Source organism: Mycolicibacterium rhodesiae (genome assembly GCF_002086695.1).
Classification (GTDB): Bacteria; Actinomycetota; Actinomycetes; order Mycobacteriales; family Mycobacteriaceae; genus Mycobacterium; species Mycobacterium rhodesiae.
Genome location: NZ_MVIH01000001.1, coordinates 365,653 through 391,755 on the forward strand (window position 1 = coordinate 365,653; position 26,103 = coordinate 391,755).

The 26,103-nt window shown below is 67.3% G+C and carries 24 protein-coding genes; 16 read left to right on the top strand and 8 right to left on the bottom strand.

The genetic code is table 11. The annotated features are described in order from the left end of the window. Nucleotides 1–68 precede the first annotated feature (68 nt). Nucleotides 69–1,892 carry a penicillin-binding transpeptidase domain-containing protein gene (locus tag BST42_RS01795; protein ID WP_083116834.1) on the top strand — a complete coding sequence of 608 codons (1,824 nt, stop codon included), beginning with the start codon at nt 69–71 and terminating at the stop codon, nt 1,890–1,892. A gap of 9 nt (nt 1,893–1,901) precedes the next feature. Here BST42_RS01795 and BST42_RS28930 read toward each other — a convergent pair whose 3' ends face one another. Continuing rightward, complete coding sequence (locus tag BST42_RS28930) at nt 1,902–2,195, bottom strand: DUF3892 domain-containing protein (RefSeq protein WP_110918427.1); 294 nt, start codon at nt 2,193–2,195, stop codon at nt 1,902–1,904. A 137-nt stretch (nt 2,196–2,332) separates the two neighbouring features. On the opposite strand from BST42_RS28930, the gene BST42_RS01800 reads away from it, so the two are divergent. After that, nucleotides 2,333–3,247 (top strand): NAD(P)H-dependent flavin oxidoreductase, encoded by a 915-nt coding sequence (locus BST42_RS01800; RefSeq protein ID WP_083116835.1) that lies wholly within the window; start codon nt 2,333–2,335, stop codon nt 3,245–3,247. Between the two features lies 1 nt (nt 3,248). Here BST42_RS01800 and BST42_RS01805 read toward each other — a convergent pair whose 3' ends face one another. Beyond that, entirely contained in the window at nt 3,249–3,650 is a 402-nt protein-coding gene (locus BST42_RS01805) for a QcrA and Rieske domain-containing protein (protein ID WP_083116836.1), read from the bottom strand. Nucleotides 3,651–3,705: 55 nt separating this feature from the next. Here BST42_RS01805 and BST42_RS01810 point away from each other — a divergent pair, with 55 nt between their 5' ends. From BST42_RS01810 to BST42_RS01830, 5 genes are all read left to right on the top strand, one after another. Further along, on the top strand, nt 3,706–4,281 hold the full coding sequence (locus BST42_RS01810; RefSeq protein ID WP_083116837.1) for a DUF1707 SHOCT-like domain-containing protein: 576 nt from the start codon (nt 3,706–3,708) through the stop codon (nt 4,279–4,281). 9 nt (nt 4,282–4,290) lie between these two features. Beyond that, nucleotides 4,291–5,151 carry a type I methionyl aminopeptidase gene (map, locus tag BST42_RS01815; RefSeq protein WP_083116838.1) on the top strand — a complete coding sequence of 287 codons (861 nt, stop codon included), beginning with the start codon at nt 4,291–4,293 and terminating at the stop codon, nt 5,149–5,151. A 73-nt stretch (nt 5,152–5,224) separates the two neighbouring features. Then, nucleotides 5,225–6,748: a cobyric acid synthase gene (locus tag BST42_RS01820; RefSeq protein WP_083116839.1), complete on the top strand. Its 1,524-nt coding sequence runs from the start codon at nt 5,225–5,227 to the stop codon at nt 6,746–6,748. Nucleotides 6,749–6,752: 4 nt separating this feature from the next. Continuing rightward, nucleotides 6,753–7,424 carry a hypothetical protein gene (locus BST42_RS01825; protein ID WP_083116840.1) on the top strand — a complete coding sequence of 224 codons (672 nt, stop codon included), beginning with the start codon at nt 6,753–6,755 and terminating at the stop codon, nt 7,422–7,424. A gap of 61 nt (nt 7,425–7,485) precedes the next feature. Beyond that, entirely contained in the window at nt 7,486–8,049 is a 564-nt protein-coding gene (locus BST42_RS01830; protein ID WP_083116841.1) for an alpha/beta fold hydrolase, read from the top strand. Nucleotides 8,050–8,051: 2 nt separating this feature from the next. Here BST42_RS01830 and ngg read toward each other — a convergent pair whose 3' ends face one another. The 3 genes from ngg to BST42_RS01845 all read right to left on the bottom strand — a co-directional run bounded on the left by ngg (nt 8,052) and on the right by BST42_RS01845 (nt 13,370). Beyond that, nucleotides 8,052–9,821 (bottom strand): N-acetylglutaminylglutamine synthetase, encoded by a 1,770-nt coding sequence (gene ngg / locus BST42_RS01835; protein WP_083116842.1) that lies wholly within the window; start codon nt 9,819–9,821, stop codon nt 8,052–8,054. After that, nucleotides 9,818–11,626 (bottom strand): N-acetylglutaminylglutamine amidotransferase, encoded by a 1,809-nt coding sequence (locus BST42_RS01840; protein ID WP_083116843.1) that lies wholly within the window; start codon nt 11,624–11,626, stop codon nt 9,818–9,820. Before BST42_RS01840 ends, ngg begins: the two co-directional genes overlap by 4 nt. Nucleotides 11,627–11,798: 172 nt before the next feature. After that, complete coding sequence (locus BST42_RS01845; protein ID WP_083116844.1) at nt 11,799–13,370, bottom strand: amino acid permease; 1,572 nt, start codon at nt 13,368–13,370, stop codon at nt 11,799–11,801. A gap of 265 nt (nt 13,371–13,635) precedes the next feature. Between BST42_RS01845 and BST42_RS01850 the strand changes: the two genes are divergently transcribed. The 6 genes from BST42_RS01850 to BST42_RS01875 all read left to right on the top strand — a co-directional run bounded on the left by BST42_RS01850 (nt 13,636) and on the right by BST42_RS01875 (nt 19,527). After that, nucleotides 13,636–14,958, top strand: coding sequence for a glutamine synthetase family protein (locus BST42_RS01850; RefSeq protein ID WP_237159220.1), 1,323 nt, complete (start codon nt 13,636–13,638; stop codon nt 14,956–14,958). Next, complete coding sequence (locus BST42_RS01855) at nt 14,945–15,694, top strand: gamma-glutamyl-gamma-aminobutyrate hydrolase family protein (protein WP_083116846.1); 750 nt, start codon at nt 14,945–14,947, stop codon at nt 15,692–15,694. The genes BST42_RS01850 and BST42_RS01855 overlap by 14 nt, the downstream gene beginning before the upstream one ends. Beyond that, the gene (locus BST42_RS01860) at nt 15,691–17,055 is read left to right on the top strand and encodes an aldehyde dehydrogenase family protein (protein WP_083116847.1); all 1,365 of its coding nucleotides are present in this window, start codon (nt 15,691–15,693) and stop codon (nt 17,053–17,055) included. The genes BST42_RS01855 and BST42_RS01860 overlap by 4 nt, the downstream gene beginning before the upstream one ends. Beyond that, a complete protein-coding gene (locus BST42_RS01865) occupies nt 17,056–17,829 on the top strand; it encodes a 3-oxoacyl-ACP reductase (protein ID WP_083116848.1) in 774 nt (257 codons plus the stop codon). Nucleotides 17,830–17,869: 40 nt separating this feature from the next. Next, nucleotides 17,870–18,592 (top strand): FadR/GntR family transcriptional regulator, encoded by a 723-nt coding sequence (locus tag BST42_RS01870; protein WP_083117235.1) that lies wholly within the window; start codon nt 17,870–17,872, stop codon nt 18,590–18,592. 89 nt (nt 18,593–18,681) lie between these two features. Continuing rightward, nucleotides 18,682–19,527, top strand: a complete 846-nt coding sequence (locus BST42_RS01875; RefSeq protein ID WP_083116849.1) for a class I SAM-dependent methyltransferase — start codon at nt 18,682–18,684, stop codon at nt 19,525–19,527. Here BST42_RS01875 and BST42_RS01880 read toward each other — a convergent pair. Further along, nucleotides 19,524–20,582 (bottom strand): glucose 1-dehydrogenase, encoded by a 1,059-nt coding sequence (locus BST42_RS01880; protein ID WP_083117236.1) that lies wholly within the window; start codon nt 20,580–20,582, stop codon nt 19,524–19,526. The two genes, BST42_RS01875 and BST42_RS01880, sit on opposite strands and share 4 nt — an antisense overlap. Nucleotides 20,583–20,969: 387 nt before the next feature. Further along, the gene (gene sigC / locus BST42_RS01885; protein WP_083116850.1) at nt 20,970–21,521 is read right to left on the bottom strand and encodes an RNA polymerase sigma factor SigC; all 552 of its coding nucleotides are present in this window, start codon (nt 21,519–21,521) and stop codon (nt 20,970–20,972) included. Nucleotides 21,522–21,657: 136 nt separating this feature from the next. On the opposite strand from sigC, the gene BST42_RS01890 reads away from it, so the two are divergent. The 3 genes from BST42_RS01890 to BST42_RS01900 are packed head-to-tail and all read left to right on the top strand — an operon-like array spanning nt 21,658 to nt 24,785. Further along, nucleotides 21,658–23,907: a heavy metal translocating P-type ATPase gene (locus BST42_RS01890; RefSeq protein WP_083116851.1), complete on the top strand. Its 2,250-nt coding sequence runs from the start codon at nt 21,658–21,660 to the stop codon at nt 23,905–23,907. Nucleotides 23,908–23,922: 15 nt separating this feature from the next. Then, nucleotides 23,923–24,129 carry a heavy-metal-associated domain-containing protein gene (locus BST42_RS01895; protein WP_083116852.1) on the top strand — a complete coding sequence of 69 codons (207 nt, stop codon included), beginning with the start codon at nt 23,923–23,925 and terminating at the stop codon, nt 24,127–24,129. Nucleotides 24,130–24,170: 41 nt separating this feature from the next. Further along, on the top strand, nt 24,171–24,785 hold the full coding sequence (locus BST42_RS01900) for a trimeric intracellular cation channel family protein (protein WP_110918428.1): 615 nt from the start codon (nt 24,171–24,173) through the stop codon (nt 24,783–24,785). A 3-nt stretch (nt 24,786–24,788) separates the two neighbouring features. On the opposite strand, the gene BST42_RS01905 is transcribed toward BST42_RS01900, so the two are convergent. Further along, nucleotides 24,789–26,072: an amidohydrolase gene (locus BST42_RS01905; RefSeq protein WP_083117237.1), complete on the bottom strand. Its 1,284-nt coding sequence runs from the start codon at nt 26,070–26,072 to the stop codon at nt 24,789–24,791. Nucleotides 26,073–26,103 lie beyond the last annotated feature (31 nt).

Consider the following 26,103-nt stretch of genomic DNA (forward strand, 5'->3'; position numbering starts at 1 on the left):
GTTCCGATCGAGTTCGGCGCGGTGTGTTTGCGGCACTTTGCGGTCACGGGCTCATAACATTTGCCCCAATGGCTACTTGCACCTCATTAGCAACACGAGTAACAGGCGTCATCTCGGTTTTGGCGGTGGTGGCGGCGTCGGCGACCCTGTCGGCCTGCACACCGCGGCCCGATGGGCCTGGCCCGGCCGCGGAGAAGTTCTTCGCCGACCTCACCAAGGGGGACACCGCCTCGGCGGCCCAGCTTTCTGACCGCCCGGCCGACGCGCAGGCCGCGTTGAACGAGGCGTGGGCAGGTCTGCAGGCCACCCACCTCGACGCTCAGATCCTCGGCTCGCGCTACACCGAGGACACCGGCAGTGTGAACTACCGCTTCACCTGGCAGCTGCCCAAGAAGCGGACCTGGACCTACGACGGCGTGCTGCAGATGATCCGCGACGAAGGGAATTGGCACGTCCGCTGGACTCCAGCCGGATTGCATCCGAAACTTGGTGAACACCAGCACTTTTCGCTGCGATCTGATCCGCCGCGGCGCGCGTCGGTCAATGAACTCGGCGGCACCGACGTGCTCGCTCCGGCCAACCTCTACCGCTATCAGCTCGACGCCGCCAAGGCCGGTCCCGCGCTGATGTCCACCTCGCGGGTGGTCGCCGACCAGCTGCGGCAGTTCGACAACACGCTGGACCCGCAGCGCCTCGCCGAGCAGGCCAGTTCGTCCAGCGCCCCTTTGGATCTGGTCACCCTGAAGCCGGTGGACCACGACAAGGTGGCTCAGGCGCTGGACATGCTGCCCGGCGTGGTCGTCACCCCGCAGGCCGACTTGTTGCCCACCGACGACCGCTTCGCCCCGGCCGTCATGGGCCAGGTGAAAAAGGCGGTGATCGACGAGCTCGACGGCGAGGCGGGCTGGAAAGTCGTCAGCGTCAACCAGAACGGCGCCGACATCGACGTGCTGCACGAGGTGGCGCCCACCCCGGCGCCGTCGATCTCGATCACCCTGGACCGGTCCGTGCAGAACGCCGCCCAGCATGCCGTCGACACCCAGGGGCGCAAGGCGATGCTGGTGGTGATCAAGCCCTCGACCGGCGAGATCCTCGGCATCGCGCAGAACGCGGCGGCCGACGCCGACGGACCGGCGGCCACCACCGGCCTGTATCCGCCCGGCTCGACCTTCAAGATCGTCACGGCCGGCGCGGCCATCGACCGCAACATGGCCACCCCCAACACGCTGCTCGGCTGCCCGGGTGAGATCGACATCGGCCACCGAACCGTGCCGAACTACAACAAGTTCGACCTCGGCACGGTCCCGATGTCGAAGGCGTTCGCCAATTCGTGCAACACCACGTTCGCCGAACTGGCCAGCCGGATGCCCCCGACGGCGCTGACCGTGGCGGCCTCGCAGTACGGCATCGGCCCGGACTACACCATCGACGGATTGACCACGGTGACAGGCACGGTGCCGCCGACGGTGAATCTGGCCGAACGCACCGAGGACGGGTTCGGCCAGGGCAAGGTGCTGGTCACGCCGTTCGGGATGGCGCTGGTGGCCGCGACGGTGGCCGCGGGCAAGACGCCGACCCCGCACCTGATCGTGGGCAGCCAAACCTCCGAGACCGGCGATCACCCGCCGATCACGCCGGCGATGCTCGACGGTCTGCGCCCGATGATGCGCCTGGTGGTGACCAACGGCACCGCCAAGGACATCAACGACGCCGGCGACGTGCGCGGTAAGACGGGTGAGGCCGAGTTCGCAGGTGGTTCACACGCCTGGTTCGCCGGCTATCGCGGTGACATGGCGTTCGCCGCGCTGATCGTCGGCGGCGGAAGTTCGGAGTATGCGGTCCGGATGGTCAAGATGATGCTGCAGGAGCTGCCCGCCGACTACCTGGCGTAACCCCAGCCGTCAGAACGTCGGCAGGTACGACAGGCTCTCGTTCCAGAAGTCGTCGTCACCGTAGCTGCGCAGGTACTTGGACTTTCGAAACGCCTTGTCGCCGAAGAGGTCGAACACGCCGACTTCGGAGTGGTGTTGATCGGTCGCGACGTACGCCGTGTCGCCGCGCTCGAGTCGGCGAACCATGTGTTCGCGACGACAACTGTCGACATCGTTCCCGACCTGATACTGAACCGCGACCAGATGGCGATAATCGTGGCTATCGGCGGGTGACATCCGCCGGGCAACAATTTGATAACGCATCGCACCACCTCGAAATATGCAGCTAGAAAGCGTGTCGAAGACTCTACAAGAGTTTGCCAAAAATGCTGCGTCGTGTCGAGTTTTCGGCGCGTCGCTGCTGGCGCGAGACCGTGCAACCCCCGATGCTTAGATGAGGCGTGGTCAACCGGATTCAGACTCTGCTGGGCGTTGCGTACCCCGTCGTCCAGGCCCCGATGACCTACATCGCGCGGGCCACGCTGGCCGCGGCGGTGTCCGAGGCCGGGGGGCTCGGCGTGATCGAAACCCTCACCGCGGAGGGCCGCGCCGACCTGCTTCGCGTGCGTGATGTGACCGACCGGCCGGTGGCCGCCAACCTGATGATCCAGGGCTGGAAACGGGACCCGTCGATCGTCGACGTGCTGGCCGAGGCGAACGTGCGCCACGTGTTCACCTCCGCGGGCGACCCGGCGCTGTTCACCGCGCGGCTGCACGACGCCGGAATGACGGTGGTGCACGTGGTGGGATCGCTGCGCGGCGCCCTCAAAGCCGTCGACGCCGGCGTGGATGCGCTGGTGGTGGAGGGTGTCGAGGGCGGGGGATTCAAATCGGCGCTCGGTGCGTCCACCTTGGTGCTGTTGCCGTTGATCGCCGACCAGATCGACCTGCCCCTGATCGCGGCGGGCGGGATCTGCGACGCCCGCTCAGCCGCCGCGGCGGTGGTCCTGGGGGCCGAGGGCGTCCAGATGGGCACCCGCATGCTGGCCAGCCGCGAGGCTGCGGTGCACGCCAACTTCAAGGACGCCATCGTGGCCGCCGACGACTCCGGGACGATCCTGCTCGACCTTCCCGGGAATCCCACGATGCGGGTGCTGCACGTCGGTCTGGCTCGTCGGGTGTCGACCGAGGGCGCCTCCGCGCCGCTGATCAGCGGCGTCACCGAGCTCTATTTCGAGGGCGACATGGAGGCCAGCGTGGCCAACACCGGTCAGGTCTCGTCGCGGATCGGCGAGGTTTTGCCGGTCGCCGACATCGTCCGCGACACCTGGCTTGGCGCGCAGGGCTTCCTCACCGGAGCTGCCGCCCGACTCTGACTCACCCGGCGACGACGTTGCCGCCCTCGACCTTGACCGCGACCTGGGCCAACGGCGTCACGGCGGGGCCGCGCAGCACGGCGCCGTCCAGGCCGAATCTGCTGCCGTGGCACGGGCAATCGAGCGTGCCGTCGGTCACCGTGGACAGCTTGCAGCCGGCGTGCGTGCACCGGGCCACGAATCCCTCGAAGACGCCGGCGGTGGGCTGGGTGACGACGGTGTCGCCGATCACCTTGCCCGACCCCACCGGGATGTCGCTGGTCGCGGCCAGCACCTGACCCGGCGCGCTGGTCGTCGGCGGGGACACCAGCTCACCGGTATTGGAATTGCACGCGGCGATCGGTGCGACGGCGGCCCCGATCAGGACTGTTCGGCGCGGCAGCCCGGAGATCGACGCACTCATCGGCCCAGGCTAGCCAGCCCGATCCCCGAGGTCGAGCAGGTACCGTGGATAGGCCATGACCGGAATCGAACACACCCCTGGACTGCGGGTTTCCGACGCCGACCGCAACGGGACGCTGCGGCGGCTGCACAACGCCGTCGCGCTCGGGCTGATCGACATCGGCGAATTCGAGGAACGGTCGGCTCAGGTGTCGGCGGCGCGGATGCATTCCGATCTCGAGGTTTTGGTCGACGACCTGCCGGGCCCTGGAGCGATCGTCACCTCCGCGGCCGACCGGGTCGAACTGCGCGGCTGGATGGGGTCGCTGCGGCGGCAGGGCGAATGGATGGTGCCGACCCGGCTGGCGCTGGTGCGTCGTCTGGGTTCGGTCGACCTCGACCTGACCAACGCCCGGTTCGCCGGACCGGTCGTCGTGATCGAGCTCGACATGGTGCGCGGGTCGTTGGATCTGCGGCTGCCCGACGGCGCCAGCGCCTCCATCGACGACGTCACCGTGTACGCCGGCAGTGCCCGCGACCGTCGGAAGGACGCGCCCGCCGAAGGCACTCCGCACGTCGTGCTTACCGGCAGGGTGGTCATGGGGTCCGTCAACGTTCGCGGGCCCAAGCGTCCGCTGCTCCGTCGCCACTAGGCTGGCGACATGCCCGTACGAACTGCACTCCGGCCCGGAACCGTCGCACCGGAACTGCCTGTCCCGAAGGCGATCGAGCGACCGGAATACGTCGGTAAGTCGACGGTCGCCGAAGGTAGCGAGCCGTGGGTCCAGACCCCCGAGGTGATCGAGAAGATGCGCATCGCAGGCCGGATCGCCGCGGGCGCGCTGGCCGAGGCGGGTAAGGCCGTCGCGCCGGGGGTCAGCACCGACGAGCTCGACCGCATCGCCCACGAATACATGATCGACCACGGCGCCTACCCCTCGACGTTGCACTACAAGGGCTTTCCGAAATCGTGCTGCACGTCGCTCAACGAGATCATCTGCCACGGCATCCCCGACTCGACCGTCGTCGAGGACGGCGACATCGTCAACATCGACGTGACGGCCTACATCAATGGCGTGCACGGTGACACCAACGCCACCTTCCTTGCTGGTGACGTCAGCGAGGAGCATCGCCTGCTCGTCGAACGCACGCACGAGGCGACGATGCGCGCGATCAAGGCCGTCAAGCCCGGCCGGGCCCTGTCGGTGGTCGGCCGGGTCATCGAGGCGTACGCAAATCGGTTCGGCTACAACGTTGTTCGCGACTTCACCGGTCACGGAATCGGCACGACGTTCCACAACGGACTGGTGGTGTTGCACTACGACCAGCCTGAGGTGGAGACCGTGCTCGAGCCGGGGATGACGTTCACCATCGAACCGATGATCAACCTCGGGGCCTTGGACTACGAGATCTGGGACGACGGTTGGACGGTTGCCACGAAGGACCGCAAGTGGACCGCCCAGTTCGAGCACACGCTGGTCGTCACCGAGGACGGTGCGGAAATCCTGACGCTGGCGCCGTGATCATGGCGAGTGTGCGTCCTCGTACGCTAGTCGCGGCGGGTTGCGTACGCCACCGCACACTCGGCGCGTAAGAGTGAGCGGGGGCGCGCTGCTGATCGCCGGCACCACATCGGATGCCGGCAAGTCGATGGTCGTCGCCGGATTGTGCCGACTGTTGGTGCGCAAGGGAATTCGCGTGGCGCCGTTCAAGGCGCAGAACATGAGCAACAACTCGGTGGTCGCCCTGGACGCGGACGGGGTTGGTGGCGAGATCGGCCGGGCCCAGGGTATGCAGGCGCGCGCGGCCGGACTGGCGCCCAGCACCCGGTTCAACCCGGTGCTGCTCAAGCCCGGTAGCGACCGGACCTCCCAGTTGGTGGTCAGGGGCCACCCGGTCGGCACGGTCGGCGCGGCCGACTACATCCAGCATCGCGACCGACTCGCCGGCGTGGTCGCCGACGAGCTGGCGTCGCTGCGCGCGGAATTCGACGTCGTGCTGTGCGAAGGCGCGGGATCGCCTGCCGAAATCAACTTGCGGGCAACCGATCTGGCCAACATGGGGTTGGCCCGGGCGGCCGATCTGCCGGTCGTGATCGTCGGCGACATTGACCGCGGTGGTCTGCTGGCTCACCTGTTCGGCACCGTCGCCGTGCTGTCGCCGGAAGATCAGGCGCTGATCGCGGGCTTCATCGTCAACAAGTTCCGCGGGGATCCGGCGCTGCTGGCTCCCGGCCTCGACCAGCTCGCCGAGCTCACCGGCAGGCCCACCTACGGCATCGTGCCGTACAGCGACGAGCTGTGGCTCGACGCCGAGGATTCGGTGTCGGTGGTGGCCGGGCGTGTGGTCGGTATCCCGGCTCCGCCGCGCGGCCGGCAGCGGCTTCACGTCGCGGCGATCCGGCTACCGCGCATCTCCAATTCCACCGACGTCGAAGCGCTGGCCTGCGAACCGGGCGTGCTGGTCCGGTGGGTCAGCGAGCCGGCGGAGTTGGCAGACGCCGACGTCGTCGTCATACCCGGCAGCAAGGCGACCGTCGCCGACCTCGGCTGGCTGCGGGAGCGGGGCCTGGCCGATGCGATCACCGCGCATGCGCACTCCGGTCGCCCGGTGCTGGGCATCTGCGGCGGTTTTCAGATGCTGGCACGGCGCATCGGTGACACCGTCGAAACCCGTGCGGGTGATGTCGACGGGTTGGGACTGCTCGATGCCGAGATCGACTTCGCGCCCGAGAAGGTGCTGCGGCACTGGGAGAGTCCGTTGAGCGGCTACGAAATCCACCACGGCCGGGTATCGCGCTGTGGCGAGGACGGCTGGTTCGACGCCGACGGCGCCGTCCAGGGTTATGTGCGGGGCGCAGTGTTCGGCACGCACTGGCACGGCTTGCTGGACAACGACGAGTTCCGGCGCGGGTGGCTCACCGCGGCCGCGGCGGCCGCGGGCCGGACCGGTTTCGAGGTCGCGACCGATGTCAGCGTGCCGGCGCGGCGGGACGCCCAGCTCGATCTGATGGCCGATCTGCTGGTCGCCCACCTCGACATACCTGCCCTGTTGTCCCTGATCAGCGGACCTGCGCCGGTGCGTCCGAGGGTGAGCACCCGATTACATCGCCTACCCTGAACTCATGTCGGGTCGGGCAGTTCTGGTCGCCGCGTCGGCGGCTGCGGTCCTGGTCGTCGCCGGTTGCGGCTCGACGGTGTCGGGCACCGCGACGTGGCCGGGCGCCACGCTCGAGAAGGCCACGCTGGCGCCCGCCGATTTCCCGCCCGGCGTGCAGTACGACCGCATCGTCGAGCAACTCGGTCAGCCTGACAACACCGGTAGTCCGCCGTCGATGCGGTCGCGACCGGACGGCTGCGCGAACGCGCTGACCAATGTCATCGCCGATTCGGCCGAACGCGGGCCGGGAAGCGCGGCCAAATACGCGGCCACCTACGACGGCGCGCGCATCGTGATGACGGTGTTGTCGTGGCCCCTGGATCTGGACAGGCTCGAGGCGGCGGCCAGCCGCTGCGCCCAGTTCGAAGCCTACTTCGACGCCCGCAGCAAGGGCATCCCGATCACCACCACCGAACTTCCCGGCTTGAGTGACGATGCGCTGGCATATCAGCAAACGATGCAGCTGATGGGTTCGGCCAGTAGTGTTTACATGGCGTTCCAGAATGTGGGCCGGTACGGAGTTTTCGGAATCGCTTTTCCCACACCTGATCCCAGCATCGATGCCAAAGCGTCTCTGCCGCAGACATTCCTGGACGTGTTTGCCAAACAAGCTGTCAAGATCCGTAACGCGATCTGAGGAGATGAGGAACCCTGCGGAAACTGCCTCGGGCCCCCCGCATTCGCAGTAACGTGGCGAAATGCCTTCGACGATGGTGACTGTCGACGGGTTCCCCGTCCCGGTCAGCGTGACCGGACCGGAGAAGGGCCCCTATGTCGTCTTGCTGGGCGCAGCCCAGCACGCACCGGCTGCCTATGACGGCGTCTGTCAGCGCTTGCACACGGCGTCGGTCCGCACGGTCGTCATCGGCGCCGACCCTCGGCTACATCCCAAAGCGGTCATCGGCATTCTCGACGCCCTCGACGTCCGGTGGGGAATCCTGGTGGGGGACCGGGCGGGCGCCGAACTCGCGTGGGAATTGGCGGCCACCCGGCTCGACCGGTTCACCGGCCTGGTCGTGATCGACCGCGGACATCCGCGCGTTCCGGACCAGAACGGGGTAGTCCGCGACGAAGACTGCCCGCCGGTGGAGGTCAACACCACCGCGCTGGTCAGTACCCCTGCGGCCCGGGCCTTGGCCAGGGCCAGTCAGCGCTACGTGTACAGCGACTACCGGATGGTCGAGTTCACCGGCAGGCGCAATGCCGCCGAGTCCACCGCGCAGCTGGCCGCGGAGATCGTGTTACGCACCAGCACCTGGTGAATCTAACGAGGCGGCGCGTCGGTCGCTTCCTGAGGAGTCCACGCTTGCGGTAGACCCGGCTGTCCCGGGAAGAGGAAGTCGACGAAAGCCTGTGCGGTGGGCTGTGGCTGGTGATTGGCCAGCCCGGGTCGCTCGTTGGCTTCGATGAACACGTACTCGTCGCGGGTCACGTCGGGCACCAGGAGATCGATGCCGGTGACCGGGATACCGATCGCGTCGGCCGCCACCACGGCGACCCGGCACAACTCGGGATGCACGATGGCAGTCACATCGTGAATGGTGCCGCCCTGGTGCAGGTTTGCGGTCTTGCGCACGCGCAGCCGCTCGCCTTCGGGAAGAACGTCGTCAAACGACCAACCGGCCTCGGCGACAGTCGCTTCGGTGACCTCGTCGAGCGGGATACGCGATTCGCCACCGGTGGCCGCGGCACGGCGGCGGCTCTGGGTCTCGATGAGCTCCCGGACGGTGTGTTCGCCGGTGCCGACGATCTCGGCCGGTTTGCGTAGTGCGGCCGCGACGACTTTGCCGTCGATGACCACCAGGCGAAGATCGTCGCCGCCGGCGCGTTGTTCGATCAGCACTTCGGGGTGCTGTTCACGGGCGCGGGCCAGGGCGGCGTCCAGCGCTTCGGGGCTGTCGATCCCGACGGTGATGCCTTTGCCCTGCTCGCCGCGGGTCGGTTTGACGACGACGTCGCCGACCTCGGCCAGGAAGGCGTGGTCCTCGTGGTCGAAGGTGGCCAGCCGGCCGCGTGGCACGACGATGCCGGCCTCGGACACGATGCGACGGGTCAGTCGCTTGTCGTCGCACCGGCTCATCGCGACTGCGGAGGTGTATTCGCTCAACGACTCTCGCGTCACAACGCTGCGGCCGCCGTAGGACAGTCTCATCTCACCGGTTTCGGCGTCGAGGACCTCGATCCGGATCCCGCGGCGCATGGCCTCGTCGGCGATGATGCGCGCGTAGGGGTTCAGATCGTCGACAGTCTCGGACGCCGGGGTGAACAGCGGCTCGTTGATCGCGTTCTTGCGTTTGACGGCCAGCACCGGGACGCGCTGGAAGCCGAGCTTCTCGTACAGCGCGATTGCGGCCTCGTTGTCGTAGGCCACCGAGAGGTCCAGGTAGGCGCGGCCGCGCCGGCGGAAGACGGCGGCCAGGGTGCGGGTCAGCGATGCCCCGATGCCGGGCAGGCTGGCGGTCGGGTCGACGGCGAGTGACCACAGGCTGGAGCCGTCCTCGGGATCGTTGAACAGCCGCTTGTGGTCGACGCCGGTGACCGTTCCGACCACAGACCCGTCGTCGTCGCGCACCGCGACGAGGTACTCCACCGCGTCGCGGTGCAGGTGGTTGTTCCAGATCAGTTCGGTGGGAGCGGGGACCATGCCGCACCGCACGTACACCCGGTTCATCTCGTCGGCCTCGGCCTGATCGCGCAGCGGGCGCACGGTGAACCCGGCGGGTGTCGGAACGTCGGGGTCGTCGGGGTGCAGCCGCCAGCGGTAGGTGTGGCTGGGGTCGATGAACAGCTCAGCAGGCGACTTGGCCACCAGCACATGCGATTCGCGGGCGTAGATGCAGATGTCGCGCCTGCCCTGCTCCTCCTGCTGCAGCACCGCGGCAAGCTTGTCGGGGTTTTCGAAGGTCTGGCCGAAAATCAATCGGCCCCAACCCAATTCGAGGACGGTGTCGTCCGACATCTCGCGGACCAGGTCTTCGGGCGAGGCCTCGTGCAGGCTCATCGTGATGGCCTCGGTGTGCGACGAGGTGCTCATGCGGCCGGCCCCGTGATGCCGTGCTGCTGTAGCCATAGCTCGAGGAGTCCGATCTGCCAGAGCTCGTTGCCGCGCAGCGGGGTGAGCCGTCCGTTGGGGTCGGCCAGCAGCCGCTCGACAGCCTCGGGCCGGAACAGGCCGCGTTCCTTGGCCTGGGGCGCGTATAGCGCGTCGCGGACCATCTCCAGGTACGGGCCTTCCAGGTGGGTGAGCGCGGGCACCGGGAAGTAACCCTTCGGCCGGTCGATCACCTCGGCCGGAATCACCTGGCGGGCAGCCTCTTTCAGCACACCCTTACCGCCGTGGGCGGTCTTGAGCTCGGGCGGGCAGGTCGCCGCCAGTTCCACCAGATCGTGGTCAAGGAAGGGCACCCGGCCCTCCAGCCCCCACGCCATCGTCATGTTGTCGACGCGCTTGACCGGGTCGTCGACCAGCATCACGGTGGTGTCCAGTCGCAGTGCGCGGTCCACGCCGGTCTGCGCGCCGGGCTGGGCGAAGTGCTCGGCGACGAACGACAGGCTGGGATCGTCACGGCCGCTGAGCCGGTCGTCGGCGAGCAGCGCGGCCACGCCGTCGTGGTCGCGATCGAAGAACGCTCCGCGGTAGCGCGCGACGGAACCGTCGACACTGGCCGCGTCCGGCTCGGCCATCGGGGGATACCAGTGGTAGCCGGCGAACACCTCGTCGGCGCCCTGGCCGGACTGAACCACCTTGACGTGCTTGGCGACCTCCTGGCTCAGCAGGTAGAACGCGACGCAGTCATGGGAGACCATCGGCTCACTCATCGCGCCGATCGCGCCCTGCAGTGCAGGCAGCATCCGCGCGGTGTCGATACGGATCTGGTGGTGGTCGGTGTCGAAACGCTCGGCCACGATGTCGGAGTAGACGAACTCGTCACCCTTGACGCCGCCGACCGACTCGAAACCGATGGAGAAGGTCTTCAGTCCATGCTGGCCTGCTTCGGCGAGCAGGCCGACGATCAAGCTCGAGTCCACCCCGCCCGAGAGCAGGCAGCCGACCGGCACGTCGGCGACGAGGCGACGCTTCACGGCGGCCCGCAGCGACTCGAGAACCGCGTCCTCCCAATCTCGCTCGCTCCAGTCCGACCGGTCCGTGCGACGGCTGAAATCCGGTGCCCAGTAGGTGATCTCACGTCGCTTGCCGTCAGGCTCGATGGCCAGCAGGGTGCCGGGGGAGAGCTTGCGGACACCGCACAGAATGGTGCGCGGGGCCGGAACCACCGAATGGAAGGTCAGGTAGTGGTGCAGCGCGATCGGGTCGATGCGGGTATCGACGCCACCGCCGGCCAGCAGGGCGGGCAATGACGACGCGAACCGGATGCGGTGGGAATCTTCGCTGATGTACAGCGGTTTGATGCCCAACCGGTCGCGACCGAGCAGCACGCGGCCGCTGTCACGTTCGGTGATCGCGAACGCGAACATCCCGTAGAGCCGGTCGACGAACCGGTCGCCCCAGTGGTGATAGGCCTTGAGCAACACCTCGGTGTCGCTCTGGGAGAAGAAGCGGTAGCCGTGACCGGCGAGCTCGTCGCGCAGGGCTTCATAGTTGTAGATGCAGCCGTTCCAGGCGATGGTCAGTCCGAGCTCCGCATCGACCATGGGCTGGGCGCCGGCCTGGGACAGATCGATGATCTTGAGCCGACGGTGGCCGAGCGCAACCCGGCCTTGAGACCACACACCCGACGCGTCCGGCCCGCGGGGCTCCATCGTCTCCGCCATCGCAGCCACCGCGGCCACATCGGGGGCCTGATTGTCGAGACGGACTTCACCCGCCGCTCCACACATCGTTCCCGACCAATCCCGTCTGTTTCGCTGTTCTCGGCGTTCCTATTTACCCCCGACGAACGAGTCTTAACCGGACCGAGACGGTCCTCACAAAAACCGCGCCCCTCGGCCTGGGGCACGAGGGGCGCGGGGCCCGCCTCACGGAGGGCCTGGGGTGTGGTCTCCTGCAGTGTTAGGAAACCCCCTCCAGTTCTTCACCGGTGAGGTCGATTTGCCGCACCGGCCCGGTGAACCAGTTCTTCACCGACGCGTGCCAGTAGATGTACAGCAGGATCAGCACGCCGCCGACGACCAACGGGGTGTAATTCACGAACTTCCACTCGAAGCTGGCGTCCCAGGGGGCGCCGCCGAGCGAGGTGGGAAACATCGCGATGATCGAGGTGATGATGATCTCGGCCAACGCCAGGGGTGCCATCCACTTGTGGTGCCCCCGCAGGTTCCATTTGCCCAGGGGGAATGAGTCGCCGGCTTTCCAGCGGTAGTAGATCGGCACCGCGAAGCACAGATAGAGGCCGACCACCCCGATCGAGACGACGGCGAAGAAGGCGATCGGCACCGGGGCGCCATTGATGTCCACCTGGACCAGGGCGGGCAGCGTCAGGATGGCCGCGATCGCCGCGGTGATCATGACGGCGTTGGCGGGCACTTTCTTCGCGCTGAGTTTGGACCACAGCTGGTGGCCGGGCACCGCCCGGTCGCGGCTGAATGCGAACAGCATGCGCGAGGCGCTGGTCTGGCACGCCGTGGTGCAGAACAGCTGGCCCGCGGTGGAGATCAACAGCACGATCGCCACCCACTTGGAGTCCATCGCCTGGCTGAAGATGGTGGCGACGGCGCCGCCGCCCTTGGTGACGCCGTCGACGTCCTGCACGGCGAACAGGAAGCTCAGAAGCAGGATCCAGCCGCCGATCGTGGAATAGAAGATCGACCGCCAGATGCCTTTCGCCGCGCCATCGGCCGCACTCTTGGTCTCCTCGGACAAGTGCGCCGACGCGTCGTAGCCGGTGATCGTGTACTGGGTCAGGATCGCCGACATCGGGAGTACGAACAGCAGGAAGCCGAAGCCGGAGGTGGACCCGCCGAAGAAGCCGGTGTTGTTGACCGTGGTGGCGAACACCGTGGAGAAGCTGGCGTGCTGGGCGGGGATCAGCCACAGGATGACGATCACCGCGGCGGCGCCGATGACGTGCCACCAGACCGAGATGTTGTTGATCACGGCCAGCAGGTGACTGGAGAAGATGTTGATGGTCGCGACGATCACCAGGATGACCAGGAACATGATGAAGGTCCTGGTCAGGCTGTAGCCGGCCAGCCAGCTCTCGCTGAAGGTGCCCAGCGTCAGGTCAAGGAAGGTCGCCGACCCGTAGGCCACCGAGGCCAGGATCGCGATCAGGCCGATCAGGTTCAGCCAACCGGTGTAGTACCCGGCCTTCGGCCCGCCCAGTTTGGCTGCCCACCAGTAGATTCCGCCGGATGTGGGGAAGGCCGACACCAGCTCGGACATGCACAGCCCGATGAGCAGGATGAAGACCGACAGGATCGGCCAGCCCCAGGCGATCGCCGCCGGGCCGCCGTTGTTCCAGCCGAGGCCGAACGAGGTGAAGCAGCCGGCCAGGATCGAGATGATCGAGAACGAGATGGCGAAATTGCTGAAGCCGGACCAGGACCGGTGCAGCTCCTGGGTATACCCGAGGCTGGCGAGGTGTCGTTCGTCGTCGTCGAGTAGTTCGTGACCCTCTGGCACGGTGTCTCCTTCTGGGCGTGATGACGAAGAGGCGCCCACCGGCGCTCTCCTGAGTAGGGACAATAGAGTGCTATTGGTCTGGTGTCCTACCTTTGGAGTGACGTTTATGTAAACCTGGACCACGACGCCGCCGCGCCGGCGGCATCCAATGGTTGACTTTCCGTCGAATCAACCCGATCCCGGGCTATCGAGAGGGGCACGCGTGACGCCTGATGGTGCAGGCCGACGCCGGCCAGGTCTGTTGCTGCAGGCCGAGTTGGATGCCATGGTCGCCGCCGGTGAGATCGACACCGTGATCGTGGCCTTCGCCGACATGCAGGGCCGGTTGACCGGCAAGCGGATCTCGGCCGAGTTGTTCGTCGACGATGTCGCCGCCCACGGCGCCGAGTGCTGCAACTACCTGCTGGCGGTGGACGTCGACAACAACACCGTCGGCGGCTACGCGATCTCGAGCTGGGAGACCGGCTACGGCGACATGGTGATGACGCCGGATTTCAGCACATTGCGCCGCATTCCGTGGCTGCCGGCGACCGCGCTGGTGATGGCCGACCTGTCCTGGACCGACGGCCGGGCGGTGAGCCAGGCGCCGCGCAGCATCCTGCGCAAGCAGCTCGACCGGCTCGCCGAACGCGATATGTGTGCGGTCGCCGCGACCGAACTCGAGTTCATGGCGTTCGACACGGGCTATCGCGACGCGTGGAAGTCCGGTTACCGCGACATGACTCCGGCCACCGACTACAACATCGACTACGCGATGCTGGCGTCGACGCGAATGGAGCCGCTGTTGCGCGACATCCGGAACGGGATGGCCGGTGCCGGCATGTATTGCGAAGGCGTCAAGGGCGAATGCAACCTCGGCCAGCAGGAGATCGGGTTCCGGTACGCCGACGCGCTGGTCACCTGCGACAACCACACGATCTACAAGAACGGCGCGAAAGAGATCGCCGATCAGCACGGCAAGAGCCTGACGTTCATGGCGAAATTCGATGAGCGGGAAGGAAACAGCTGCCACATTCACATCTCGTTCCGCGGCACCGACGGCTCCGCGGTATTTGCCGATGACTCCGACGAACTCGGGATGTCGCCGATGTTTCGCAGCTTCGTCGCCGGCCAGCTCGCGACGCTGCGCGAGCTGACGCTGTTCTATGCGCCGAACATCAACTCCTACAAGCGGTTTGTCGATGGCAGTTTTGCTCCGACCGCGATCGCGTGGGGGATGGACAACCGCACCTGTGCGTTGCGGGTGGTCGGCCACGGGTCCGGTATGCGGATGGAGTGTCGCGCACCAGGCGGTGACGTCAACCAGTACCTCGCGGTGGCGGCGCTGATCGCCGGCGGGCTGTACGGCATCGACAACGAGCTGGAGCTGCCCGATGCAGTCGACGGCAATGCCTACACCAGTGGCGCGCAGCGGCTGCCGACCACGCTGGCCGAGGCCGCCGCGTTGTTCGAGGGTTCGACGGTGGCGCGCGAGGTCTTCGGCGACGACGTCGTCGAGCACTACCTGAACAACGCCCGTGTCGAGCTTGCCGCGTTCAACTCCGCGGTCACCGACTGGGAAAGGGTGCGCGGTTTTGAGCGGCTCTGAGCAGGCCCGGCTCCGTCCTGTCATCGGCCTCACCACCTACCTGCAGCAGGCCCAGACCGGCATCTGGGATGTACACGCCAGCTTCCTGCCCGGCATCTACATCGAAGGCGTCACACTGGCCGGGGGTATCGCCACCCTGCTCCCGCCGCAACCCGTGGACGCAGGCATCGTCGAACAGATCCTCGACGGCATCGACGGTTTGATCGTCACCGGCGGCAGGGATGTCGATCCGTCCGCGTACGGCCACGACCCGCACCCCGCCACCGATGTGCCCGACCGCGTCCGCGACGCCTGGGAACTCGCGCTGGTTGCCGCGGCGATCCGCCGGCACCTGCCGGTGCTCGGCATCTGCCGGGGGGCGCAGGTGCTCAACGTCGCGCTGGGCGGCACCCTGCATCAGCACCTGCCTGACGTCGTCGGGCACACCCGTCATCAGCAGGGCAACGCGGTGTTCACCACCTCGTCGATCCGCACCGTGGCGGGTGGCAGGCTGGCCGGCCTGATCGGAGAGAGCACGACTGCGCAGTGCTACCACCACCAGGCCATCGACCGGCTCGGTGACGGACTGATGATCAGCGCGTTCGACGCGGAGGGCGTCATCGAGGCCGTCGAGTTGCCTGGCGACGATTTCGTCCTGGCCGTGCAATGGCATCCCGAGGAAACCCTGGACGATCTTCGCGTGTTCGCCGGCGTGGTCGAGGCAGCCCGGGCCTACACAACGGAAAGAGTGAATTGAGTACAACCGAACTGGTCAATCCGGCCACGGAAGAGTCGCTGCGCACGGTCGAGCTGACCGACGTCGCAGGCGTCGACGACGCCGTTGCCCGCGCAAAGGTCGCACAAAAGGTCTGGGCCGCAAAGGCGCCCGCCGAGCGGGCGGCCGCATTGCGGGCGTTCGCCGCCGCAGTGGACGCCCACGTCGGGGAACTGGCCGCGCTGGAGGTCGCCAACTCCGGTCATCCGATCGGCGCTGCCGAGTGGGAGGCGGGCCACGTGCGCGACGTGTTGCAGTTCTATTCCGCCACTCCGGAGCGCTTGTCGGGCAAGCAGATTCCGGTGGCCGGCGGCCTGGACGTGACGTTCAACGAGCCGATGGGTGTGATCGGGGTGATCACGCCATGGAACTTCCCGATGCCGATCGCGGTGTGGGGTTTCGCGCCCGCGCTGGCGGCAGGCAACGCGGTGGTGCTCAAGCCGGCCGAGTGGACGCCGCTGACGTCGATGCGACTCGGTGAGATCGCGCTGGACGCCGGTCTGCCGCAAGACCTGTTCCAGGTGCTGCCCGGCCGGGGTTCGGTGGTGGGTGAGCGGTTCATCAGCCACCCCGATGTGCGCAAGATCGTGTTCACCGGTTCGACCGAGGTGGGTACCAAGGTCATGGCCGGCGCGGCCAATCAGGTAAAGCGGGTCACCCTGGAACTCGGCGGAAAGAGCGCCAACATCGTCTTCGCGGACTGCGATCTGGAGAAGGCCGCGGCCACCGCGCCGTACGGCGTCTTCGACAATGCCGGCCAGGACTGCTGTGCGCGCAGCCGGATTCTGGTGCAGCGCAGCGTGTTCGACAAGTTCATGGAGCTGCTCGAGCCGGCGGTCAAGGGCCTGGTTGTCGGCGATCCCGCTGCCAGGGACACCGAGATGGGACCGCTGGTGTCGCGCAAGCACTTCGAGTCCGTGGCCGCCTACGTCCCCGACGACACCAACGTCGCCTTCCGCGGTTCGGCGCCGAGTGGGCCCGGGTTCTGGTTTCCCCCGACGGTGCTCACCCCGCAACGCACCGACCGCACCGTCACAGAGGAGATCTTCGGACCTGTCGTCGCGGTGCTGCCGTTCGACGACGAGGCTGATGCCATCGCGCTGGCGAATGACACCGAATACGGCCTGTCCGGGTCGATCTGGACTGACAATCTCTCTCGGGCAGTGCGGGTGTCACGTGCGGTCGAGGCAGGCAATCTGAGCGTGAATTCGCATTCGTCGGTCCGGTACAACACCCCGTTCGGCGGCTTCAAACAATCTGGACTCGGCCGTGAACTCGGCCCGGACGCACCCCTGCACTTCACCGAAACCAAGAACGTCTTTTTTGCTGTAGAGGAGAGCTAGATGGATCTGTCCCAGCGACTCAAGGACAAGGTCGCCGTCGTCACGGGTGGTGCGAGCGGTATCGGACTCGCAGCCGTCAAGCGGATGCGGGACGAGGGCGCGATCGTCGTCATCGGGGACCTTGATGAGACGACCGGCAAGACCGTGGCCAATGACTTGAACGTGACGTTCGTCCAGGTCGACGTTTCTGATCAGGTCGCGGTGGATCAGTTGTTCGACACCGCTTTCGAGCTGCATGGTGGCGTCGACATCGCGTTCAACAACGCAGGGATCAGCCCGCCCGACGACGACCTCATCGAGAACACCGGCATCGACGCCTGGGACCGCGTGCAGGACGTCAACTTGAAATCGGTCTTCTTCTGCTGCAAGGCCGCGTTGCGGCACATGGTGCCCGCGCAGCGCGGCTCGATCATCAACACCGCCTCGTTCGTGGCGGTCAACGGATCGGCCACCTCCCAGATCTCCTACACCGCCTCCAAGGGTGGCGTGTTGGCGATGTCGCGTGAACTCGGAATCCAGTACGCGCGTCAGGGAATTCGGGTCAACGCGCTGTGCCCCGGCCCGGTGAACACCCCGCTGCTGCGGGAGCTGTTCGCCAAGGATCCGGAGCGGGCTGCCCGCCGGCTCGTGCACGTGCCGATGGGCCGGTTCGCCGAGCCGGAGGAACTGGCCGCCGCGGTGGCATTCCTGGCCAGCGACGACTCGTCGTTCATCACCGGGTCGAGCTTCCTGGTCGACGGCGGCATCACCGGCCACTACGTCACTCCGCTGTAAGCGTCATGGTTCGGCGGGCAGGAACGGAGTGACCCGGGAAGTGGTCAGCGACCCGGAACCGCAGCAGGCCCACGAGGCCCTGCTGCGTCCGGTGCGCCTCGGTAACGCTTTCGAGGACACCGTGGGCCGGCTGCTGCAGACCATCAAGCTCGGTGTGCTCACCCCGGGTGACTCGCTGCCTCCGGAGCGCGAACTCGCCACCCGTCTCGGCGTCAGCCGGGACACCGTCCGGGAGGCGATCAAATCCCTGGCCGACGCCGGTTATCTGGTGTCGCGGCGCGGGCGTTACGGCGGTACCTTCCTGGCCGAGTCGCTACCCGCGCCCACCGAGGGGGTGGTGCGGTTCAGCCGCGCCGATATCGACGATGCACTGCGGTTGCGCGAGATTCTCGAGGTCGGCGCCGCCCGGATGGCGGCGACCCGAACGCTGACCGCCGGCGAGCGGGAAGGTTTGTGGTCTCGGCTGACCGACGTGCGCTGCTCGTGCGCCGAGGACTATCGGCGGCTGGACTCCCGCCTGCACCTGGCCATCGCGGAGGCCGCCGGATCCGCATCGCTGGTGCCGCTGGTGGCGGAGAACCGGATGCGGCTGAACGCGCTGCTGGATCAGATTCCGTTGCTGCGCCGCAATATTGCGCACTCCGACGAGCAGCATGAGGCCATCGTCATCGCCATCCTCGCCGGCGATCCCGACGCCGCCGGCGCCGCGATGCAGGCGCACGTGGCCGGGTCGGCGGCCCTGCTGCACGGCTTTCTGGACTAGTTCAAACCCGCGGCTTTATTGCCATTTCGGCGTCTGCTTCGACACGCGCGCGCATCCTGTGCCCATGGCCGTTGTGAAGGAGATCTGGGATGGGTACCGGACCGGGACACGATGATTCCGCTGATCGCGCACTGAAGGCCAAGCACCGTGCCCTGTGGGCATCGGGTGACTATCCGACGGTGGCCGCCGAGTTGGTCGCCGAACTCGGACCGCAGCTCGTCGACGCTGTCGGCATCCGGCCGGACCAACTGGTGCTGGACGTGGCCGCCGGCGCGGGCAACGCCTCGATTCCGGCCGCCGAAGCCGGCGCGCGGGTGACCGCCAGTGATCTCACGCCGGAGCTCTTCGACGCAGGCCGGCGGATCGCCGCCGCCCGTGGTGTCGAATTGGAGTGGGTCGAGGCCGACGCGGAGGCACTTCCGTTCGCCGACAACCACTTCGATGTCGTCGTGTCGTGTCTGGGCGCGATGTTCGCCCCGCATCACCAGGCGACCGCCGATGAGCTGGTGCGGGTGTGCCGGCCGGGTGGGAAGATCGGGATGATCAATTGGACGCCGCAGGGCTTTATCGGCCAGTTGTTCGCCACCATGAAGCCCTACGCCGCGCCGCCACCCCCGGGCGCCTCACCTGCACCGCTGTGGGGCGACGAGAACCATGTACGAGAGTTGTTCGGCGACAAGGTCACCGACCTCACCGTGGAACGGAGGGTCCTTCACATGGCGCACAGCCCGAGCCCGCTGGAGTTCCGTGAATACTGGAAACGTAACTACGGACCGACGATCGCCGTGTACAGCTTCACCGCGGACCGCCCCGACCAGGTGGCGAACCTCGACCGCGACTTCCTGGCGTTCCTCGAGCAGTGGAACCAGTCGGATCAGCCCGGGCGCACCGCGTACTCGGCCGAGTATCTGGTGATGACGGCGACGAAGCGTTAGGTCGATTCTTCGAGGGTCACGATCACCTTGACGTCGTCGGGTTCGGCGGTGAATGCCTTCGTCGCCTCCGCAAGAGGGACACGCCGGGTTATCAAGCTCGCCAACCACTTCGGGTCAGCCTTCGCCAACGCTTCGGCGGCCTGCCGGTAGTGACGCAGATTGGCGTTGACCGAACCGACCACCGCGTCGTTCTCCAGAACGATGTCGCGATTGAGGCCGCCGGCGTCAACAGTGAGGGCCCGGCCCCGCGGGGAGACACCGGTCAACGCGACGATGCCGTACGAGCCGGTGACGGTCATGGCGTCGAACACCAGTGAGCCGACCCCGGTGGCCTCGATGACGATGTCCGGCTGGAGCTTTCCGACCGCCTCCTCGACGCTGGTGTGGTGGTAGGTGGCGTTCAGGGCATCCACGATCTCAGGTTTGGGCCCGTCGGTGACCTGGTCGAGCACGTGGACGTCGAGGCCGTGTTGTACGCCAAGCAGAGCGGCCAACAGACCGACCGGGCCCGCGCCGGTGACCAGCGCGGTGCGCGGCTCGAACCAGGCCCGCTGCCCGATGCGGTACACCTGCTCCCAGGCTTTGGCCACGACGGTCGTCGGTTCCATCAGCATTCCGACATCGGCCAGTCCGTCGTCGAGTTTGACTGCGTAATCGGTTTTCACGCACCATATCTCGCTGCCGTACCCGTCGATCTCCTTGATGCCCCGTTCGGTGTACTGACCGTTGCGGCACATGTCGAACTCGCCGTGGGCGCAGGCCCCGCACGGCACCGGATCAGGCCGGCGCACCACCCCGACCACCAGATCGCCCTCGTCGAAGTTGCTGCCGTCGGGCGCGCTGAGCACGCGCCCCAGCGACTCGTGGCCCAACACCAGCCGATCACGACCTGGCGGAGCCCAACCGTATTCGCCGGCGGCGATTTCCTTGTCCGTTCCGCACACCCCGATCGCCAACCCGGCCACTCTCAGCTCGTCGGGCCCGGCCGTGGGCTCGTCGACATCCTCGACGGCGAGGGAGTCGGTTTGGCCGGGCTGTACTGTCAACGCACGCATGGTTGAGGCGTACCCGCTCGGCGACGTGCTCAGTCCCTTGTTAGGGCGTAATGATTGCTGTGAATCAATCATTACCCGCTGATGAATGCCAGCTCGGCAATGCCGACGATGTACAGCACAACGATTGCGATCGAGTTGTGGTCGGAAGATCAACCCTGTCACGTACACCACCGTGAGCAGACCGGCCAGGGCGGTGAGGTAGAGGTCGGTGTGGTGGGCGGTCGGCAACACGGCGTCGCCGGACAGCAGCGTCGCGAGCAGGAACAGCACCGGCAGGAGGCGACGACGATCACCACCAGCATGGCGACATGTTCCCGCCGGGCGAGATGCCAATCAGAGCGCAACAGTTGTCGACCGACAAACAATCGCCCGCGGGCCTCGAGTCGTTCAGCCGACCTGATCGTCGCGACCGGCGGCGCTGAGCAGATCCTCGCGCGCTCGCGCCACCCGGGAGCGGATGGTGCCCACCGGGCATCCGCACACCTCAGCGGCTTCGGCGTAGGACAGTCCCAGGACCTGGGTCAGCATCAGCGCGTTGCGGCGGTCGGTGTCCAAGCCGTCGAGCAGCATCCTGATCTCGGTGATGTCCTCGAACCGGCCCGCGCTGCGCCGGGCGTCGAGCACCTGCTCCAGGTCGATCGCGGACGTCGTGCGCGGGCGTGCCTGATTGCGGCGGATCTGGTCGACGACGACGCGGCGGGCGATCGACAGCAGCCAGGTCCGGGCCGAGGACCGACCGGAGAACCGGGGGAGTGCGCCCAAGGCCCGCAGAAACGTCTCCTGGGTCAAGTCGTCGGCGTGACCAGGGTCACCGAGGAAGGCGACCGCACGCCACACGTCGCGCTGGGTGGCCTTGATGAACGCCTCGAGTGCGGCCGCGTCACCCCGGCCTGCGGCAAGGGCCAGCGCAGTCACGGGGTCGTCGTTGCGTTCGGCCACGCTCAGTGAGACTAGGGGATCACCATGACCGGCGGATTCCCGGCCTGTTGCCGGCGCGTATTTTAGGAAGCTGGGGAACCCGACGGCCGGCGCAGCCGACTGTTCCCTCGGGTCCGCAACACAGCCAAGGAGAGCGATGACGGTATCGGTCGTGGGCGGCTCAGCCGCTCCGGGCGTGTCCGGCGCCGCGCACCGGGTCGAACTCGACGTCTCGGGAATGTCTTGCGCGGCGTGCGCCGCCCGGGTCGAGACCAAGCTGAACAAGGTCGACGGGGTGCACGCGTCGGTCAACTACGCGACTCGGGTGGCCAGCGTCGATGCCCCCGAGTCGGTGGGTACCGAGGATCTGTGCGAGGTGATCCGCAAGGCCGGGTACGACGCCGCTCCGCGCGCGGCATCGACGGCCGAGACGGTGGACCCCGACGACACGCTGGCCCGCAGCCTGCTGCGGCGGCTGGCGATCGCCGCCGTGCTCTTCGTGCCGCTGGCCGACCTGTCGGTGATGTTCGCGGTCGTCCCCAGCACCCGGTTCACCGGCTGGGGTTGGCTGCTCGTCGCGCTGGCGGCGCCGATCGTCACGTGGGCCGCCTGGCCCTTCCACCGGGTCGCCCTGCGCAACGCCCGCCACGGCACCGCCTCGATGGAGACGCTGATCTCGGTCGGGGTCACCGCGGCCACACTGTGGTCGCTGTACACGATCTTCATCGGGCATCGCGACCGGCGCAGTGACGGTATCTGGCAGGCGCTGCTGAGCAGCGATTCGATCTATCTGGAGGTGGCTGCCGGCGTCACCGTCTTCATCCTGGCCGGCCGCTATTTGGAGGCGCGGGCGAAGTCGCGGGCCGGCAGCGCGTTGCGCGCGCTGGCCGCGCTGAGCGCCAAGAACGTGACGGTGCTGCTGGCCGACGGCAGCGAGATGGTGCTTCCGGCGGACGAACTCAAAGAGCAGCAGAAATTCGTGGTGCGCCCCGGCGAGACGATCGCCGCCGACGGATTGGTGATCGAGGGCGACGCCGCCATCGACATGAGCGCGATGACGGGCGAAGCCAAGCCGTCGCGTGCCCATCCCGGTGGCCCGGTGGTCGGCGGAACGGTGGTGCTCGACGGCCGGCTGATCGTCGAGGCGGCCGCCGTGGGTGCCGACACCCAGTTCGCCGGGATGGTGCGGCTGGTCGAAGAAGCGCAAGCCCAGAAGGCCGATGCGCAGCGGCTGGCCGACCGGGTCGCCGGCGTGTTCGTGCCGGTGGTGTTCGGTATCGCGGCGCTGACGGCGACGGGCTGGTGGCTGGCCGGTGCGGACGCCGATCGGGTGTTCTCGGCGGCGCTGGCGGTGTTGGTGATCGCGTGCCCCTGTGCGCTCGGACTGGCCACCCCGACCGCGATGATGGTCGCGTCCGGACGGGGCGCGCAGCTCGGCATCTTCCTCAAGGGTTACCGCGCGCTCGAAGCCATCCGCGCAGTGGATACCGTGGTGTTCGACAAGACCGGCACGCTGACCACCGGGCACTTGGCGGTCACCGAGGTGACGGTGGTCGACGGCGGGCAGTCCGACGAGATCCTGGCGCTCGCCGCGGCGGTCGAGGTGGCCTCCGAACATGCTGTCGCAGTGGCCATCACGACCGCCACCGACGAGCGCAGGCCGGTGGAGGACTTCCGCGCCCATCCGGGTCGCGGGGTCACCGGCACAGTGTCGGGGCACCGGGTGACAGTCGGCCGCCCGTCCTGGGTCGCCGGGCAGGCCCAGGTCCCCGAGCCGGTGCAGTCGGCGCGGCGTCGCGGTGAATCTCGTGGCGAGACAGTCGTATTCGTCGCCGTCGACGGACAGGTGTGCGGCGCCGTGGCGGTGGCCGATGCGGTGAAGGAATCGGCCGCCGATGCGGTGGCCGCTCTGCACCGCCGGGGCCTGCGCACGGTGCTGCTCACCGGCGACAACGCCGCCGCTGCGGGTGCGGTGGCCGCGCAGGTCGGCATCGAGGAAGTCATCGCCGAGGTGCTGCCCGAAGGCAAGGTCGACGTCATCGAGCAGCTACGAGAGCAGGGCCGAGTGGTCGCCATGGTCGGCGACGGCATCAACGACGGCCCGGCGCTGGCGTCCGCGGACCTTGGCCTGGCCATCGGGCGCGGCACGGACGTGGCGATCGGCGCCGCGGACATCATCCTGGTGCGCGACGATCTCGACATCGTCCCGCAGGCACTCGACCTGGCCCGTGCGACCATGCGCACGATTCGGACGAACCTGTTCTGGGCATTCGGTTACAACGTGGCGGCCATCCCGATTGCCGCTGCTGGATTTCTCAATCCGCTCATCGCCGGTGCGGCGATGGCGTTCTCATCGTTCTTCGTCGTCTCTAACAGCCTGCGGCTGCGCAACTTCGACGCCCGCTAACGAAAGGCATATCTCGTGTCGAACACGTTCACGATCACCGGTCTGCATTGCCAGAGCTGCGTGCGGGTGGTCACCGGTGCCCTCACGGCGCTGCCGACGGTCGCTACCGTCGACATCGACCTCGACCCTGAGGGCGCGTCGATCGTGCGGGTCGACGGCGACGTCACCGTCGACCAGGTGCGCGAGGCGCTGGCGGACGAGGATTACACCGTCGTAGGCTGAGAACTCAAGCGCCCGAGGACGACTCAGTGACTCCCGAAGCCATGTTATGGCTTGCGCTGGATCTGATCGGGACGTTTGTGTTCGCGCTCAACGGTGCGTTGACGGCGGTACGCGCCGCGCGTCTCGACATCGTCGGGGTGGTCACACTCGGCATGATGACCGCTTTGGGCGGTGGAGTCATCCGCGATGTGATCATCGGTGACATTCCGCCGGCGACGTTCCGTGACTGGCGATACTTCGCGCTCGCCGTCGCCGGCGGCCTGCTCGCCTTCGCGCTCAGCAAGTTGTTGCACCGTTTGGAGGCCGCGATCACGGTGTTCGATGCGGTGGGGCTTAGTGTGTTCGCGGTCATCGGGACGTCCAAGGCGGCGGCGTTCGGGTTGGGTGTCGCCCCGACGTTGCTGTTGGGCGTGGTCACCGCCGTCGGGGGTGGCACGATTCGCGACGTCCTGATCGGGCAGATCCCCACCGTCCTGCGCAGCGAGCTGTATGCGATCCCGGCCTTGGCAGCGGCTGCGATCACGATCGGCGCGATCCGGCTGGACTGCTACGGGCTGGCGGCTGCCTTGGGCGCCGCGGCGGTGTGCTTCATCATCCGGATGCTCGGGGTTCGGTTCGGTCTCAACGCGCCGGGCCCGCTCGGCGCCGGCCGCTGAGGTTCAGGAATTCAGCCAGGCGAGCGCCGCGACGACCAGCGCCTCGGTGCCGGTGTCCAGGGTGGGCTGAATGACCGGGGCAAATGTCGGCGAGTGGTTGACCGGAATGTCCTGGCTGACACGCCCGTTCTCGGCTGCCCTACGGTATTGCTGCTCATCGATTCCACCGATGCCCCAGTACGTGTACGGCACACCGAGCGCGGTGGGGATGTCGCTGAAGTCCTCACTCGCGGATCCCTGCGGCATGGCGTGCAGACGTGTGCCGAAATGCCGCGCGAACGCATCGTGGACTCGGTCGGTCACCTCATCGTCGTTCACGGTGAGCGGAAACGAATCGTAGAGTTCGAATTCCGGCTCTCTGGGTGAATCGGAGGCCTGGCACTCGGCGACGACGATGCGCCGAATCGCAGTGAGCACCGCGGTGCGCACCGATTCGTCATAGGTGCGCAGGTTCAGTTCGAGAACGGCGTGATCACCGATCACATTGCTTTTCGTGCCGGCCCGGATGCTGCCGATGGTCAGGACGACAGTGTCTGTGGGAGCAACCTCTCGCGAGACGATCGTCTGCAGGCGGATCACGATCATCGCCGCGAGAACCACCGGGTCCACCGCCGCCTGAGGCATCGAGCCGTGCGCCCCGCGGCCGAACACGGTGATCCGCATGCTGTCGGCCGCGGACAGGACCGGGCCGCGCCGCGTTCCGACCACGCCGGCCGGTACCGGGAGCACATGCTGCGCCAGGGCGACGTCAACGGCCGGAATGGCTTCGCGCAGGCCGTCATCCACCATTCCCCCCGCACCGTCACCGACCTCTTCAGCGGGCTGGAACAGGGCCACGACCGTTCCGTGCCAATGGTGGGTCGCCTGAGCAAGCAGGGTCGCGGCACCGAGAAGGCAGACGACGTGAATGTCGTGCCCGCAGGCGTGCATCACCGGAACCTCATCGCCGGAGGCGTCGATGGTCCGCTCCGTACTGGCGTAGGCCAGACCCGTCGCTTCCGCGACCGGCAGGGCATCCATATCCGCGCGCAGCAGCACCACCGGGCCTTCGCCGGCCCGGATGATGCCGATGACACCCGTGCCGCCTATTCCCTCGAGGACCTCGATTCCCGACTCGCGCAGTTTCTCGGCGACGAGGCCTGCGGTCCGGTGTTCCTGGTGGGAGAGCTCTGGGTGTTGGTGCAGGTCGCGATAGAGATCCTCTTGCCACTCCCGGATGTCCGGTAGCGCAGTCAATATGGCGCCATCGCGACCAGCCGTCGAATCCGTGATCGAGATTTCGGCCATCATCGGCTCCTTGCCGTGCGCGGTGAGCAAC

What these genes read in the sequence shown, in the direction of transcription:
- BST42_RS01900 (WP_110918428.1), top strand. Translation starts at nt 24,171, where the DNA reads ATGTTATGGCTTGCGCTGGATCTGATCGGGACGTTTGTGTTCGCGCTC.
- BST42_RS01890 (WP_083116851.1), top strand. Translation starts at nt 21,658, where the DNA reads ATGACGGTATCGGTCGTGGGCGGCTCAGCCGCTCCGGGCGTGTCCGGC.
- BST42_RS01805 (WP_083116836.1), bottom strand. Translation starts at nt 3,650, where the DNA reads ATGAGTGCGTCGATCTCCGGGCTGCCGCGCCGAACAGTCCTGATCGGG.
- BST42_RS01810 (WP_083116837.1), top strand. Translation starts at nt 3,706, where the DNA reads ATGACCGGAATCGAACACACCCCTGGACTGCGGGTTTCCGACGCCGAC.
- BST42_RS01850 (WP_237159220.1), top strand. Translation starts at nt 13,636, where the DNA reads ATGGTCGCCGCCGGTGAGATCGACACCGTGATCGTGGCCTTCGCCGAC.
- map (WP_083116838.1), top strand. Translation starts at nt 4,291, where the DNA reads ATGCCCGTACGAACTGCACTCCGGCCCGGAACCGTCGCACCGGAACTG.
- BST42_RS01875 (WP_083116849.1), top strand. Translation starts at nt 18,682, where the DNA reads ATGGGTACCGGACCGGGACACGATGATTCCGCTGATCGCGCACTGAAG.
- ngg (WP_083116842.1), bottom strand. Translation starts at nt 9,821, where the DNA reads ATGAGCACCTCGTCGCACACCGAGGCCATCACGATGAGCCTGCACGAG.
- BST42_RS01830 (WP_083116841.1), top strand. Translation starts at nt 7,486, where the DNA reads ATGCCTTCGACGATGGTGACTGTCGACGGGTTCCCCGTCCCGGTCAGC.
- BST42_RS28930 (WP_110918427.1), bottom strand. Translation starts at nt 2,195, where the DNA reads ATGCGTTATCAAATTGTTGCCCGGCGGATGTCACCCGCCGATAGCCAC.
- BST42_RS01880 (WP_083117236.1), bottom strand. Translation starts at nt 20,582, where the DNA reads ATGCGTGCGTTGACAGTACAGCCCGGCCAAACCGACTCCCTCGCCGTC.
- BST42_RS01825 (WP_083116840.1), top strand. Translation starts at nt 6,753, where the DNA reads ATGTCGGGTCGGGCAGTTCTGGTCGCCGCGTCGGCGGCTGCGGTCCTG.
- BST42_RS01865 (WP_083116848.1), top strand. Translation starts at nt 17,056, where the DNA reads ATGGATCTGTCCCAGCGACTCAAGGACAAGGTCGCCGTCGTCACGGGT.
- BST42_RS01840 (WP_083116843.1), bottom strand. Translation starts at nt 11,626, where the DNA reads ATGTGTGGAGCGGCGGGTGAAGTCCGTCTCGACAATCAGGCCCCCGAT.
- BST42_RS01795 (WP_083116834.1), top strand. Translation starts at nt 69, where the DNA reads ATGGCTACTTGCACCTCATTAGCAACACGAGTAACAGGCGTCATCTCG.
- BST42_RS01905 (WP_083117237.1), bottom strand. Translation starts at nt 26,072, where the DNA reads ATGGCCGAAATCTCGATCACGGATTCGACGGCTGGTCGCGATGGCGCC.